Origin of the sequence: Photobacterium aphoticum (assembly GCF_001029435.1) — a bacterium.
Lineage (GTDB): Bacteria > Pseudomonadota > Gammaproteobacteria > Enterobacterales > Vibrionaceae > Photobacterium > Photobacterium aphoticum.
This window is the reverse complement of record NZ_LDOV01000010.1, coordinates 120,885-135,589: the sequence shown is the minus strand read 5'-3', so window position 1 is coordinate 135,589 and position 14,705 is coordinate 120,885. Positions and strand designations below refer to the sequence as shown.

Sequence of the window (14,705 nt, the reverse complement as noted above, 5' to 3'; positions counted from 1 at the left end):
AACCTCCACATTAAAATATTAAACAACCATCACATTAAAAAGAAAAATAAAGTAAATACAACATATTTAATTGCTTATAAGTCCAAATTCCACAAAATCTTCTATGAATAGACTCTTCAATCAATCATCATCCTCTCATTATCATTAATCAAAAAACAAACAATGATGAGTATGAAATCACTTCTAACTTAAAAATCGGCCATCAGCATCAAACATAATAAGAGAATGAACAATGAAAAAAACAAAAGCTATTTATTTCTTCGCTATAATTTTATCAGTTAATGCATGTGCAATTAAAAAAAATAATAAGATTCTTATCTGTGATGCTAAAAACAGCTCTGTAAGTTTTATAAAAAACAAAAATTCACACACATTAAACATTAAGTACGATGGTAAACAAGATACATACAACTGCAAGAATGATGATATAAAGCATGATAGCTACTTTCGTTATCAAGTAACAGAAAACTCCATTGAATGTAATCACAAATCAAACAACTTTATTGTGTATGAATATAGTAACTTTGAGTTAAAAGATCAGCCTATAGATGAAGTAGGAGTCATCATTAAATATTCAAATAATGAAGAAAAAGTAATTTGCAAAGATATCGACACAAACAATATAAGTAAACAAGAAACTTAAATCACTTCACGCAGTTAATTATTTACTTTCAACCAAAAACAGAACCAATCTGACAATTATTAATCATTTAATAAAGTAAATGTCAGATTGGTTTCATATGAAATGATACAAAGCCAGATATTTCTATGTCTAAAAATTGAGTATGCGGAAATCAGAATATTTTATCCTGATAGTTTTGATTCACACTCTGTAAGTTCATCCATCTAGACCAAAATTTCCGACGACATTTTTGGGAAATCCTATTATTCCCCACTAAAATAATAGGAGTAACTAGAAAAGGTGCAAAATGTCAGTAACTAAACGTGATCAGCTCAAACTCCCGAAACATAAACGGCCAGACGTTGCGCTGAAAGCAGACACTGATGTTCACCTTGCCACCTACCACTATTTGAAGTGTGAATTTCAGCATGCTAGACGTCATGAGCAAGGTATTATTCGCGATGACGATGAGGAGTTTTTGCACCAGTACCGGGTGTCTCTGCGCCGTTGCCGCGCGCTCATAGGTTTGCTGCATCCTCTGTTTGAGAAACAACAAAAAGTGATGCTGAAACTGGCTCTGCGAACCTTGATGCAACGCACCAATACCCTGCGGGATCTGGATGTGTTCTTAATGAAAATGGAAGAGTATTTCTTTCTGCTCGAGCACTGCCACCATAACGGCCTGACCCGCTTTTTTGATGATCTGCAAGATACCCGTCGTAAAACCTTCAAACAGGTAAAACGCTGGCTCAAATCCAATGAATATCAACAACACTGCACGGTCATTGATGGCCTGTTGGATGAATTGAAACACGCAGCGACAGCCAATAGTGATCCAAAAGCCACGATATCTTCCAAGACATTGGCGCAAACGACCCTACATCATCACTATCATCGCTTTACAAAGCGGAGCGAAGGCATTACTGCCACCTCTCCCGATCACAAACTGCATCAACTGCGTATTGAAGGGAAAAAATTCCGTTATGCATTGGAGTATTTCACGCCACTGTATCCTAAGGCACAAGCCAAACAGCAGCTGCTCCTGCTAAAGCAAGTACAGACATCATTGGGTGATCTGAATGATCTTGCCATTCAGCACACGTTTCTGACCAATTATCTGCGTACCACCCAATGCATGGACATGAAAAAAGCCGCGCTGGAATCCTTACTTGAGAAAGCCAATACACACTATGGGCGCTTACGTGCTGAATCTTTAGAACAAATTGCAGTATTTCAAGCACCGGAATATGTCCGTGTTTTTAAACTTTTTTCAGAAATTAAATAATATCGGCGTACTGTTAAGTCACTCTAAGAAAACGTAACAATACGTAGTCCCCTGTGCCTTTTCATTCTATTCTTCATGCAATCATATTCAGCACACATCATCGTTTGAAACACGATCCAATCTGCACTAATAATGCCTGTACCCATAATAAATAAAACAAGCTGGAAGATATTCGTGACTGTTCACATGCAAAAACATCAATATAGTCTTCAACCTACCTCATCACCCACGGATGAATCCACCAGCAGTTCACTCCTGTGTAACAACAAACCAACTGGGATAACGTTATCAGGGTGTGTCTTGGAACATGTACATGTTTATAGTAATAAAACCTTACTGATTTTAAGTGACGGTGTGGTCTTTGAAGAGCAATTACACCTCTATCTGCTTGATCTCGACAATACTATCCTTGATACAGCCCGAATTTCAGCACCTTACTGCGATGGTATCTTCCACCTATCGTCAGATAGCACAGCCAATACATGTCACTTTCTCTTTATTGGCAATGGTCTGTGGCATATAACCATCTTAGATCGTTACCAGTGGCGACGCCCTTTTTCAGAGCCTTATGGGGTGCATCGACAATGGGGATGGCGGCAAGCTTTTAGCGTCAGTTACAACAACATGAAATAAAAACAAATAAAGCAGACACTATACCTGCTCTATTGCATTTATTTTCCATTATCCTGCTAATCAATATTGCAATCTATTCATGCCAATCGATTATATAATCTGGACAATCCAGTTAACACTAAGCCAATGTAATAATGCCTAAACTTTCCATCATTAATAATTGGATGAAAATCACCGCCATAAATACGATCAATGAAACAACGCCAATAAAAAACACCCGCCAATTTGAATGATAGGTTAGCGTATGGTCTTTTTCTATCGCATCCTTATCGAACTGGTATTTCTCAACCAACACCTTTGTCAGGAAAACAAAAAGTAACGGAATAGGTAATGTAGGAAAATCTTCAGGAATGAATGGGAGAATGCACAGTAACGCTACTAATAACGCACCGCCATAGGTCAATGTTTTACTGCTGCCCTCATGATTATTCGTTGCAGAAAAATTCTGTTTAATAAAATAGACCGACGCTAATGGCCCACCCAAAAATGTTCCCATTGCGGCTTGTAAAGGGGAATAAACTTTTCTTTCTGACACAGATAACATCCTTGATAGTACTTCTTAACGACACCAACCTCTTTTCTTAATATAAGAACACGTTCAACATTATTGATAACGATATATCCAGCAACAATATGAATAATGAGATTAAATGTCATTCCATTATAAATCGTCTATCAGTATCTCCTTGCCACTTATCCAGTGGCAAGGGTTCATATTCTCTCTATGCCCATTACATGAAAAATTTCGACTCAATCAACACAACGAACACTGTTGCTATACGGAAAATGCTTACTGACTCATTTCACCTTAGTTGAAACATGCTCACAGGTAATCAAACAGGCCCATTCAATGCACGTACAACGTCTTTTTCCAACGCGTCTGGGGTGGTTGTCGGCGCATAGCGTTTAATCGGTTGACCATCACGACCAATCAGGAACTTGGTAAAATTCCACTTAATCTTCTTTCCCATCAAACCCGGTAACGCCTGCGTCAGGTATTGAAAAACGGGATGGCTGTTATCCCCGTTCACATCGACTTTTTCAAACATCGGGAAACTCACACCGTAATTGATTTCACAGGTCTGAGCGATTTGCACGTTCGCATCCGGTTCTTGCCCACCGAATTGATTACATGGGAAACCCAAAATCACCAATCCTTCCGCTTCATGCTTAGCGTACAACGCTTGTAACCCATGATATTGCGGTGTAAAGCCACACTCACTGGCTGTGTTCACCACCAAGATGACTTTGCCCTCGTAGTCACGCATGGCTTGGGGTTGGCCATTGATGCGGTTTGCGGTTAATTCATAAAATGCTGTCATCGATTTTCCTTCTGGGGTGTTTTCCTTCTTTGATTGTGAATATACTGCAAAAAGCACTCGATAGATCAAATAAATAGCATGACATCACTCGAACATTTATTTCTCCAATTTGGTATTCAAGCTGTCCCTTTTACCGACAATGAACGCCAATATGCGCAAGATTTTCTCCAGCAGCGTGAGACAGCCTTTAACGCTATTTGCACACAGCGCGCTGACAAGCAGCCTTCTGATTTAGCGCTTGGGTTAATGACGCAGAGCTTTCAAACCACTTTTGAGGCTTATCAGGCCACGGCAAGCAAAATTGCTGAGATGCAGCAGCTGTTTGAACGCCAAGTGGGTGATACGCATGCCAGTAAATTTCAGACGTTAGATGCCATGGAGCTCAAAGTCGTCACCGCGCTTTGGCTGTTAACTCAGGGCTATACCGGCATTGATTTCAGTTATGCCAATGATCAGGCGGTGATGATTAGTCAGACCTTGCAGCCACAACGCTCATGCGACAATCCATGCCTCGCTGAAAGCTTCCCTGACAACCCAGAGAAACAGCAAGAAGTGCTGCGCCAATGGTTCATGCAGACCTATTACATCGGTGTTGAGCAAGCCAATCAGGCGCGTCCACGTCAAAACTGGCTCACAAGGCTCACCTCCGCCATCAAACTGAGATCAAAGTGAACGGGCTTAAAGTAACCCGCACTGAAGCGAGCACAAAAAAAGTGCACATTTTTTATTCAGCCTAACTTGTTATCACACTTCACCTTTCACGTGATGTTAACAAGTTTTACAAAATCGATCGTTGCACGTTTTTTGCCCGATCAGTACTATTCCCGGACTTCAAATATGTTGTTCCTTAATCATTTATTGCTACGCCTGTCATGGATTTGATAGGCGTTTTTTTTCATTAAATGATGGGATGAAATTGATGTGCCAAGTACTGCGCTAAACGCGCTCGCAACACGTCCTTCTCTTCTTCCGGCAAAAAACTGGCCGTAATAGCGCGCTCAGTGAAGCGGGCCATCTCCGCTTTCGAGACATCAAACGTTTCTGCGACTGCCAGCATATTCGCCGTCATGTAACCACCCAAATAGGCCGGGTCATCCGAATTAATGGTGATACACAATCCCTGCTCCACCAGCTGCATGATGTTGTGCTGCGAGAGATCGTCAAACACCTGCAACTTCACGTTTGAGAGTGGGCAAACAGTCAACGGCACATACCGCTGTCGCAAAGTCTCCACCAATGCGGAGTCATCACTACATCGCACCCCATGATCAATCCGCGACACCTGAAGGTCTTCTAATGCACGCCAAATATTCTCAGACGGCCCTTCTTCTCCTGCATGCGCGACCGTTGGCCAGCCTGCTTCACGTGCCATCGCAAACACTTGAACAAATTTTTCAGGCGGATGACCAATTTCAGAGGAATCCAAGCCAACAGCAATGATTTTCTCTTTGTAAGGCAATGCCTGACGCAGTGTTTCAATGGCCGAGGCTTCACTAAGATGGCGTAAAAAACACAGGATCAGACCACTGGATATGCCCCATTGCGCCTTACCCTCTTGTAATGCCCGATCGATCCCATTCAATACCGTGGCAAACGCGACGCCATTTTGCATATGAGATTGGGGATCAAAAAAGATCTCGGTATGCATGACATGCTCATCATGGCAACGTTCGAGATAGGCGAAGGTCAAATCGTAAAAGTCCTGCTCGGTACGCAGCACTTTCGCTCCCCAGTAATAGAGATCGAGGAAAGATTGTAAATCATTAAATTGATAGGCATCGCGCAGCGCCGCTATCGACTCAAACGGTAATGTTACCCCGTTTTTCTGCGCGATGGTAAACAACATCTCAGGCTCTAAGGTACCTTCAATGTGAAGGTGCAGCTCCACTTTGGGTAAGCCACTGATGAAACCTTTCATGGCACCACTCTCTGTACAAAATGCACACACTCACGCTGAGTAAAATGTCAGTCGTGTGTCGTTCGCTGCCAACCGTTAGACCGATTAACAGCCACTCATTATTGAGAGAAGTGTAGCCAAGTTCATCACTTTTGGCGGCTTACCAGCGTTTCCCCCACTGCCCACGCATCATCATGCCGCCAATGAGCGTCAGTACTAAGCCGGTGGTGGCAATGTATTGGTATCGGTTTTTGACTTCCGCAATCGCATGATCCGGATTGAACGCATGCAAATAATCCCCCCCGCCTTGAGCAATAAAACTGCCCATATCTGCGGTTACCATCGACTGGCCAAGCAAGCCCCCAAATGCAATTCCGCCCCACAGCAGCGACACGCTACCTAAAAGCAGAGAAATAAAGCCCCATGTTCGTTTCGTATCCATCGCTTTGCCCCTTAATCCTTGTCAGGCCACTGCTATGAAGCCAACGCATTGTTTGTGACGATTTAGGTCAATTTCATTATTATTTATGCGTGATTAATGTTTTTTTACGCCTATCTACAAGCAGTGACAACACGAAATGATAAATTTATGAACAAGGACTTGCGCATGTATGAAAATACCCCGCAGGCATCTGAAATTGCAGTGTTAATTTGAAGTGACGCGAAAGAATTTCACGTAATATGAAGAACGTAGCCATATAGATCCGCCACACCGTCGTGGCGAAATCTATATCACTAACAAGAGAAAAACCCTGCTATTTCTGGGTTAAATCATCATCCACCCAGTATTTTGAACCGGAGATGTTGGCATCCAGCAATAATCCTTTTTCACCTAACTGGTAAATAGCCATGCCACCGTTATATTTTGCGGTAAGCTCTGCACTCTCTTTGCCTGCCACCGCACTCAGCTCTGAGGTGGCTTCCCAGCCGTCCGTAATAAAGCTGTCGAATGTGGCTTTATCTTCAAACAGAATAACTTGCTGGTAGAATTTTCCCCCAAGCCCTGCCGCGATCCCGGCACCAAACATTTTCATGTAGGTACGTTGACCATTTTGGCGATCCACAGCTACCCCAGCGCCTTGGTTCGTGTGGAGCATGAGGGAAAACTTACGTGAATCAAACACCGCATAGCCGTAGGCATGATCGAAGAGTAATTTGGCCGATGGCTCATCATTAAACAGGCGTATCAGCGCCGTATCAGCCATGGTATTCAAAGCCAAACGCGCTTCTTCCGGCGTGTCAGGGTTAAGCATTTCAGCTAACTTGGCATCGGCAGCATTGAGCCATTCTTTGCTCGTTTCAATGGACTCATCCGTCCATTCACCGGCTTTGTTATAGGTATCGGCCCCCCACTCTGACACCATATCCCAGGTTTCTTTGGAAAACTCCGTCACGCCTTCCCACGCTTGTTTTGAGCTTTCACTTAACGTGCTGCCCAGCTCAGAGGCGGATTCTTTGAATTTTTCCCAACTGGCATGGGCTGGGGCGACCATCAAGGCGATGGTTATCGCGAGTATTGTTCGTTTCATGACGAGACTCCTTTTCATCACAATCAGCGGCCTTTCACCACATCACACCGCTCACTACTACGGATAAAAAAAGGCCGAATCTTGCGATTCGACCTTAAGTATAACGATTAATTATTTTTGCTTCGGACGGAATGGCTTGATCACCGACTCGTCACACTCCAAAAATGGCCCTTCCATCAAATCGATGCAGTAAGGGATCGCAGGGAATACTGCGTCCAAACATTCACGAATCGATTTTGGTTTACCCGGCAGGTTCACGATCAGGCTGTCACCACGCAGGCCCGCAGTCTGACGCGACAAAATCGCCGTTGGGACAAATTTCAGTGACTCTGCACGCATCAGCTCACCAAAGCCCGGCATCATACGGTCACACACCGCTTCTGTGGCTTCTGGTGTCACATCACGCTTCGCAGGGCCTGTACCGCCCGTCGTCACAATCAAGCTACACTGGTCTTCATCAGCCATTTTGATCAACGTTGCTTCAATCACGTCTTGCTCATCAGGGATCACTTGATACACCGGCTCCCACTCTGAAGTCAGGTAGGCATTCAAAGTATCAATAATCGCTTGTCCGGACAGATCTTCATACACACCGGCGCTTGCGCGATCACTAACGGTGACAATACCGATTTTTGCTTTTGTCATGGGGCATTCCTTAGGCTGAGCCTGATTGAATCATTGTCTTTCATTCTTTCCCGCATTGGCTCTCTTATCACACACCCTCACTATGCTCTCTCATCACAGATGAAACAGACTGAAAGAAGGTGACGATTTGCCCATGCAGTCACTTAACGACAAGTGTAAAAAATAAATTCAGGGGTTTATACCCTTTTATCATCATTCATGCGCCCTTTGTGAGCGCATGGTTCAAAATACCGCTAACGGGCTATAAGCCACCCAGTAAGGTGTATTTGGTTTCCAGGTAGTCATCCAGTCCTTGGCGTCCCCCTTCGCGACCAAGCCCCGATTCTTTTATTCCGCCAAACGGTGCCACTTCGGTCGAAATTAGGCCTTCGTTAATGCCAACCATGCCGTATTCCAGCCCTTCGCTGAAACGGAACGCTCGTTGCAATGAACGGGTATACGCATAAGCCGCCAATCCTGAGTCGGTGGCATTGGCACGTGCAATCACGTCTGCATCGTCATTGAAACGGAACAGCGCAGCGACCGGGCCAAAGGTTTCTTCATTGGCAATGCGCATGGTATCGGTCATCTCCACCAGCACCTGAGGCGGGAACAAAAAACTGCCCGCAGGCTGTGGTTCACCGTAGGCCAGACGGGCGCCTTTGGCTAAAGCATCATCAATATGGCTTTGAACTTTCGCGACAGCGGCAGCGTTGATCAACGGACCAATCTGTACCTCCGGCGCGAAACCGTCACCCACTTTCAATGCCTGTACACGTGCAACCAATTTTTCAGTGAAGGCGTCGTAGACCGCATCGTGGACATAAATACGGTTGGCACACACACAGGTTTGCCCCGCATTTCGGAATTTGGCAATCATGATGCCTTCAATGGCGGCATCCAAATCTGCATCATCGCATACGATGAACGGTGCGTTACCGCCTAATTCCAATGACAGTTTTTTCACGGTGGCCGCCGATTGCGCCATCAACAATTTACCTACCGCTGTTGAGCCCGTGAACGAAATTTTCTTCACGGTTTTACTGTCGGTTAATGCCCCGCCAATGGCTTGCGCATCACCAGTCACCACATTAAACAATCCGGCAGGAATGCCGGCCTCTTCGGCCAATACCGCCAGAGCCAATGCGCACAGCGGGGTATCTGGCGCCGGTTTTAGCACCACACCACAGCCAGCAGCAAAGGCCGGGGCACACTTGCGGGTGATCATCGCAGCGGGGAAATTCCATGGCGTAATCGCACCCACAACACCCATGGGTTCACGACTTGCCAAAATGCGCGCGTCTGTTTTGTGACTGGGGATCACTTCCCCGTATGCACGTTTCGCTTCTTCAGCAAACCATTCAACGAAGCTCGCCGCATAAGTGATTTCACCTTTGGCTTCTACGAACGGTTTTCCTTGCTCGGTGGTCATGATCGTCGCTAAATCGTCGATATGTTCCATCATCAACGCATACCAACGGCGTAAAATGACCGAGCGAGCTTTCGCCGTGGTTTGTTTCCATTGTTGTTGCGCCTGTTGCGCGGCGTCGATAGCGGCAAGCGTCATTTCTCGTCCCATGCGAGGCACTTGCGCAATGATTTGTCCCGTCGAGGGGTTGATAACCGGATCGGTTGCACCATCGTGTGCGGTTACCCATTGTCCGGCAACGTAACACGCTTGTTTTAATAACGCAGAATGCATCAGCTTCACGGTATGTATCCTCTTTGGTTGATAAATGCCATTATCCGGGGGATAGCATAAAAGCTTTTGTCAGACATTTGAACAACGGCTGATCACGCGAGATGATCTGTGTCAGCCTTTTTTCATTCTAAACTCAATAGGTTTGCTTCCCTCCGCCCAGTCATTTATCCTGTGGCCGAGTGACAAACTGTAACGCTCACTTATCATACTTAATGTATATGCAACACCCTATTGCACCGCAAGTGACGGTGCACCGACTGAAAGGCAACCCATGACAAGCGCAAACTCTTACCCCATCGGCACTCCTGGCCAACCGTGGGGCGAAGCTGAAAAGGCTGAATGGCTGGCACAAACCACCATTAAGCGTTCCTACCAGGCCGATGTGATCACCAAGATTGATGCTCTACGACCACGCTTTGATGTATTCCAATACGGTGCGCTCAGCATCGACCCAGCGAAATACCCACTGTTTGCAATCAAAAGCCAAAACTGGGACGAGCAAAAGCCAACGGTATTGATCACAGGTGGCGTACACGGTTACGAAACCAGTGGGGTACACGGTGCATTGCAGTTTGTGGATGCCCATGCTGAGCGTTACCTTGATGCCTTCAACCTGATTGTGGCGCCGTGTGTGAGCCCATGGGGTTATGAAACCATCAACCGTTGGAACCCAATCGCAATTGATCCTAACCGCTCTTTCTACCCGGACAGTCCGTCTGAGGAAGCGGCATCATTAATGGCGATGATGGATGAGCTAGACACGCCTATCCTTGTGCATATTGACCTGCACGAAACGACGGATACCGACGAATTAGAATTCCGCCCGGCGCTGGCTGCCCGTGATGGTAAACCTTACGAACCGGATACGGTGCCAGACGGTTTCTACACCGTGGGTGATACGGAATACCCGAATGATGCCTTCCAAACAGCGATCATCAATGCGGTACGCGAAGTGACACACATTGCCCCTGCGGATGCCAATGGCAACATCATCGGTTGTCCTATCACGCAAGAAGGTGTGATTAACTACCCGCTGAAGTCACTGAGCCTGTGTAACAGCATGACCGATTGTGCGTACGGCACGACCACAGAAGTGTACCCGGACAGTGACAAAGTCACCGATGCAGAATGTAACGACGCGCAAGTCGCGGCGATTACCGGTGCGCTTGATTACGTGATTGAACAGCAGAAATAAGACGCGCCTCGCTCACGTTGCGCATAGATGCTGACAAGAAAGCCGATCCTTTGATCGGCTTTTTTATCACCGTTATTCAGGCTTTTTACATCCACCTCTCATACTGCTTTCTCTTGTCGCATATTCCCCTTACAATCTTTGTTAACATTTTGTTTTACTTATTTGTATTTGTTTAAGTTGTTTAAAGGAGCGCCGGATGCAAGCCTGTTTTATCGACGGTGATGTAATTTATCGCCAGCACCGCTTTGAAGTGCCACTGAACTATCAAGATCCTCAAGGGCCTACCCTGTCGGTGTTTGCCCGTGAAGTGTGCGATCTAGCCAGTGATGAACAAGCGTTGCCTTGGCTGGTGTATTTTCAAGGTGGACCCGGCTTTCCGTCACCGCGCCCCGATAGCCGTTCCGGTTGGTTAAAGCGCGCGTTACAACAATACCGTGTACTGCTGCTTGACCAGCGCGGTACCGGCAACAGCACGGTGATCAGCCACCAAACGCTGGCAGGCATGACACCGACTAAGCAAGCTGACTACCTCAGCCATTTTCGTGCCGACAACATTGTGCGCGATGCCGAACTGATCCGTGAAAAACTGGGCGTGCCGCAGTGGGCCATTTTAGGGCAAAGCTTTGGTGGCTTCTGCGCACTCACGTACTTGTCGTTCTACCCACAAAGCCTTTCACGTGCGTACCTGACTGGCGGTGTTCCCTCGCTCACCCGCCATGCTGATGACGTGTACACGGCCACCTATCAACGCGTTCAAGACAAAAACAAGGCGTTCTTTGCTCAGTTTCCGCAGGCACAAGCACAGTGTCAGAAGATTGCAGACTACCTGCTCAACCATGATGTGCGTCTGCCAAATGGTCAGCGCTTTACCGTGGAACAGTTTCAGTTAATCGGTATCAATCTGGGTCGCAGTCATGCCAATGTGCCGATGTATTACTTGCTGGAAGAGGCGTTTGTGACGGTAAACGGTGACAACGGCCAATCCTGCGAGACATTGAGCTACACCTTCCTCAATGCGATGCTGGCGGAGCAGAGTCACCAGACTAATCCTATCTACGCCATTTTGCATGAAGCGATTTATTGTCAGGACGATGCCCATAACCAACGCTCTGACTGGTCAGCTCACCGCGTACGCGAACACTTCCCGCAATTCAATTATCAGACCGGGCAGCCGTTCCTCTTTACCGGTGAGATGGTGTACCCATGGATGTTTGACCAATTTGCCAACCTGAAACCGCTTAAAGCCGCCGCTGATATTCTGGCGGAGAAAGCGGACTGGCCGGCACTGTATGATATCGACGCGCTGGCGAACAACACGGTGCCTGTCACCTGTGCGGTGTATGCCGAAGACATGTACGTAGAAATGGCGTACTCACAAGAAACCTTAAAAGGGATCCCGAACAGCAAAGCGTGGATCACCAATGAATATGAACACAACGGCCTGCGTGAAGACGGTGAACGTATTTTGGATAAGCTAATTGAGATGGGCAATGCCATCGCGCATTTACCCAAATAACAGAAAACCTGAGATCGTTCACCCAAGGAACAGAAGCCCCAAAAACGTAAAGCCAAACACGCTCGATCGCTATCATCTTTCCTGATGTAGCTTTCCCACCGTGCGACAGTCTGTTTACACAATCTGTCGCACTTTTTGTTTTTGCACTTGAAGCGTCACTGAAATTGACGTCCCCGTCTCATCCCAGTCACACCCGAATTACCAGACACGCATTACACTTATAGCCATGTCCGACGTCACGGCATGGAGAGACCACCGTAATGCGCATTTTAACTAACGGCTTCCCGAACAGGTTCCTGAACAGATTCCTGAACGGCTTCCCGAACGGGCTTCCTAACCAAATTCACGCCCTTTTTCTCCGTTTTACACCACGTCAACACATCTCGGCAGTGATCCGACACTGTGCGAATGACCATCGGTGGATACCGACTCACGGACGCAAACACCGAGTCGTTCATCTATTCACCGCCCTCCTCACGCTGGGACTCATGATGACCCCCAGCTTTTCCGCAATCGCTGATAATGCGCAATACGCAGCCGTTGTAGAAAGCCGCGACACCATTGATGGCAAAATGGTACTGGGGCGCACCGAACGCGTCACGTTCCCGGACATTGAAGGATTAAAAGGCGTGGGCATGCCCGCCAAAATTGATACGGGAGCCGATTCCACTTCGTTACATGCAGAAAATATTCACCTGACCAGCACTGACCCGCGCTTTAAAGACATCGAAGGTGAAGATCTCATCAAGGCTATCGCTGACGCTTACGATGCGCTGCATACCACCCAACTGCGGGATCGACCCAACAAAGACGATATCTTGGTGCACTTCGAGATGGTGCACCCTTACACCGGAGAGCGCCTCTCGCTGCAACGGCCACTGTACCGTTTAGCCCTGATAAAAAGCCGCGATGAGGGGCATCTGGCACGGCCGGTGATCAAGCTGAATCTCGACATTGATGGCAATACCGTAAACACCGAAGTCAATCTCGCTAATCGCACCCGCTTTGCCTACCCGCTGCTCATCGGCAAAACCTACCTTAAAAAACATGCCTGGGTGGATGCCGGGTTTGATTATCTTCGCGAGCAACCCCATGCCACGCTCATTGGGCGCAAAGAACAGGCCAGCATCGACGGTATCCCTCTGGCGGTCAGCCTCGCCTTTGATAACAAATACAGTATTTTGCATGCCAAGAAGATCAAGATTGATGACGACAAACGTACAGTGACATTCAATCTTGAAGGGGAAAACGACAAAGATAAAACCTTGACCCTGCCACTGTACAAAATGCTGAAATTCGTCAGCAGCGAAAGGCCAATGGTATACGTCACCCTCACCTTCGGCGAGCAAGATTACCCGATTCTTGTCTATCTGCGTGATCGCTCTAAGCACAACACCCAACTGCGTTTAGGTACCGAAGCGTTAAACCAATATTTTGCCGTCAACCTGAGTGATACCGATTTAAGCGACAAGCCCCGCCAGACGCTGAGTACATTGGCAGATAATGATGATGCCCTCATGATCAGTGCGCTGGAGTCGATCAGTGTGGATGATGTCACCATCCTCGCCACGCCCTCCACCACCATCAAAACGCCGCTATTAAAAGTCGAACGCATTGATGAAAAACAAGCCGATTATACTCGCATGGTGCATTACGTGATGACCGATGTGGACGGCGAAGTACACAGTATCGACAAACCCGTGAAGCGAAAAATCCGTATCGGGGAGGAAGTACGCCCAATTGTCAGGGCCGATATCGCCTTACCGCACACCACCATTACCAAAGACATTGCGCTGGGCAAACTCGATAAGGCTGAGCGCCCGCACACCGAATTAGAGATCAGTCCTGAATTGGTGCCGGATGATGTGTACGTCAATACCCGTGCCACGCACTTACTGGATAAACGCGCCCCGCAAAAAGCTGGTTATGTGGAAACGGTAAAAGTGGAAGGCATGCACTTTCCGGCCAAATTAGACACCGGTGCCGACATCAGCTCTATCGATGCCACAGATATCAAGACATTTGAGAAAAATGGCAAGTCGATGGTGACCTTCACCTACCGCAATCACCAGGGCGCGAAGAAAACCTTTACCCGTGAGGTCGTGCGGATCATGAAAATAAAAGCCCGTGATGGGGAAAAAGCCCGAACCCGTCCCGTGGTTGCCATGACAGTCACCTTGGGGAAAATGACCCACACAGTGGAAGTGAACCTTCGCGATCGCAGTCAGTTTGATTACAGCATGATCCTGGGGAAAAACTTCCTGCAGCATAATTTGGTGGTCAGCAGCGACCGCCAATTTTTACTGACTAAGAAAACGAAATAATGCCGTTTCTGGAACAGTCCCGGAAACGGTTCTGGAACGGTTCCAGGACAGGCAAC

Annotated in this window: 14 protein-coding genes; 7 read left to right on the top strand and 7 right to left on the bottom strand. The window is 47.0% G+C overall.

Annotation, left to right across the window (positions count from 1 at the left end):
• Positions 1–232 precede the first annotated feature (232 nt).
• The 3 genes from ABT58_RS04645 (at position 233) to ABT58_RS23955 (ending at position 2,540) form a co-directional block, all read left to right on the top strand.
• Positions 233–643: a hypothetical protein gene (locus ABT58_RS04645; protein WP_047873184.1), complete on the top strand. Its 411-nt coding sequence runs from the start codon at positions 233–235 to the stop codon at positions 641–643.
• Positions 644–929: 286 nt separating this feature from the next.
• A complete protein-coding gene (locus tag ABT58_RS04640; RefSeq protein ID WP_053062965.1) occupies positions 930–1,907 on the top strand; it encodes a CHAD domain-containing protein in 978 nt (325 codons plus the stop codon).
• Between the two features lie 300 nt (positions 1,908–2,207).
• Positions 2,208–2,540 (top strand): hypothetical protein, encoded by a 333-nt coding sequence (locus tag ABT58_RS23955; RefSeq protein ID WP_146147200.1) that lies wholly within the window; start codon positions 2,208–2,210, stop codon positions 2,538–2,540.
• Between the two features lie 118 nt (positions 2,541–2,658).
• On the opposite strand, the gene ABT58_RS04635 is transcribed toward ABT58_RS23955, so the two are convergent.
• Both ABT58_RS04635 and ABT58_RS04625 read right to left on the bottom strand, forming a co-directional pair.
• Complete coding sequence (locus ABT58_RS04635) at positions 2,659–3,075, bottom strand: hypothetical protein (protein ID WP_146147199.1); 417 nt, start codon at positions 3,073–3,075, stop codon at positions 2,659–2,661.
• A 298-nt stretch (positions 3,076–3,373) separates the two neighbouring features.
• Positions 3,374–3,862, bottom strand: coding sequence for a glutathione peroxidase (locus tag ABT58_RS04625; RefSeq protein ID WP_047873181.1), 489 nt, complete (start codon positions 3,860–3,862; stop codon positions 3,374–3,376).
• 78 nt (positions 3,863–3,940) lie between these two features.
• Between ABT58_RS04625 and ABT58_RS23390 the strand changes: the two genes are divergently transcribed.
• Entirely contained in the window at positions 3,941–4,534 is a 594-nt protein-coding gene (locus ABT58_RS23390) for a hypothetical protein (RefSeq protein ID WP_053062964.1), read from the top strand.
• A gap of 226 nt (positions 4,535–4,760) precedes the next feature.
• Here ABT58_RS23390 and ABT58_RS04615 read toward each other — a convergent pair whose 3' ends face one another.
• The 5 genes from ABT58_RS04615 to ABT58_RS04595 form a co-directional block, all read right to left on the bottom strand.
• Positions 4,761–5,780, bottom strand: coding sequence for an adenosine deaminase (locus tag ABT58_RS04615; RefSeq protein WP_047873180.1), 1,020 nt, complete (start codon positions 5,778–5,780; stop codon positions 4,761–4,763).
• Positions 5,781–5,919: 139 nt separating this feature from the next.
• Positions 5,920–6,201: a hypothetical protein gene (locus ABT58_RS04610; protein ID WP_047873179.1), complete on the bottom strand. Its 282-nt coding sequence runs from the start codon at positions 6,199–6,201 to the stop codon at positions 5,920–5,922.
• Between the two features lie 313 nt (positions 6,202–6,514).
• Positions 6,515–7,288, bottom strand: coding sequence for a lipid-binding SYLF domain-containing protein (locus ABT58_RS04605; protein ID WP_107205007.1), 774 nt, complete (start codon positions 7,286–7,288; stop codon positions 6,515–6,517).
• A 111-nt stretch (positions 7,289–7,399) separates the two neighbouring features.
• Entirely contained in the window at positions 7,400–7,933 is a 534-nt protein-coding gene (gene mog / locus ABT58_RS04600) for a molybdopterin adenylyltransferase (RefSeq protein WP_047873177.1), read from the bottom strand.
• 241 nt (positions 7,934–8,174) lie between these two features.
• Entirely contained in the window at positions 8,175–9,623 is a 1,449-nt protein-coding gene (locus ABT58_RS04595) for an NAD-dependent succinate-semialdehyde dehydrogenase (protein ID WP_373300125.1), read from the bottom strand.
• Positions 9,624–9,885: 262 nt separating this feature from the next.
• Between ABT58_RS04595 and ABT58_RS04590 the strand changes: the two genes are divergently transcribed.
• From ABT58_RS04590 to ABT58_RS04580, 3 genes are all read left to right on the top strand, one after another.
• Positions 9,886–10,809, top strand: coding sequence for a M14 family metallopeptidase (locus tag ABT58_RS04590; RefSeq protein WP_047873176.1), 924 nt, complete (start codon positions 9,886–9,888; stop codon positions 10,807–10,809).
• A 196-nt stretch (positions 10,810–11,005) separates the two neighbouring features.
• Positions 11,006–12,325 (top strand): alpha/beta fold hydrolase, encoded by a 1,320-nt coding sequence (locus ABT58_RS04585; protein WP_047873175.1) that lies wholly within the window; start codon positions 11,006–11,008, stop codon positions 12,323–12,325.
• Between the two features lie 488 nt (positions 12,326–12,813).
• On the top strand, positions 12,814–14,649 hold the full coding sequence (locus ABT58_RS04580; RefSeq protein ID WP_047873174.1) for a putative ATP-dependent zinc protease: 1,836 nt from the start codon (positions 12,814–12,816) through the stop codon (positions 14,647–14,649).
• Positions 14,650–14,705 lie beyond the last annotated feature (56 nt).

Excerpts from the sequence above, each read along its gene's own strand:
- ABT58_RS04645 (WP_047873184.1), top strand. The coding sequence starts at position 233 with ATGAAAAAAACAAAAGCTATTTATTTCTTCGCTATAATTTTATCAGTT.
- ABT58_RS04590 (WP_047873176.1), top strand. The coding sequence starts at position 9,886 with ATGACAAGCGCAAACTCTTACCCCATCGGCACTCCTGGCCAACCGTGG.
- ABT58_RS04640 (WP_053062965.1), top strand. The coding sequence starts at position 930 with ATGTCAGTAACTAAACGTGATCAGCTCAAACTCCCGAAACATAAACGG.
- ABT58_RS04625 (WP_047873181.1), bottom strand. The coding sequence starts at position 3,862 with ATGACAGCATTTTATGAATTAACCGCAAACCGCATCAATGGCCAACCC.
- ABT58_RS04615 (WP_047873180.1), bottom strand. The coding sequence starts at position 5,780 with ATGAAAGGTTTCATCAGTGGCTTACCCAAAGTGGAGCTGCACCTTCAC.
- mog (WP_047873177.1), bottom strand. The coding sequence starts at position 7,933 with ATGACAAAAGCAAAAATCGGTATTGTCACCGTTAGTGATCGCGCAAGC.
- ABT58_RS04610 (WP_047873179.1), bottom strand. The coding sequence starts at position 6,201 with ATGGATACGAAACGAACATGGGGCTTTATTTCTCTGCTTTTAGGTAGC.
- ABT58_RS04585 (WP_047873175.1), top strand. The coding sequence starts at position 11,006 with ATGCAAGCCTGTTTTATCGACGGTGATGTAATTTATCGCCAGCACCGC.
- ABT58_RS04580 (WP_047873174.1), top strand. The coding sequence starts at position 12,814 with ATGATGACCCCCAGCTTTTCCGCAATCGCTGATAATGCGCAATACGCA.
- ABT58_RS23390 (WP_053062964.1), top strand. The coding sequence starts at position 3,941 with ATGACATCACTCGAACATTTATTTCTCCAATTTGGTATTCAAGCTGTC.
- ABT58_RS04605 (WP_107205007.1), bottom strand. The coding sequence starts at position 7,288 with ATGAAACGAACAATACTCGCGATAACCATCGCCTTGATGGTCGCCCCA.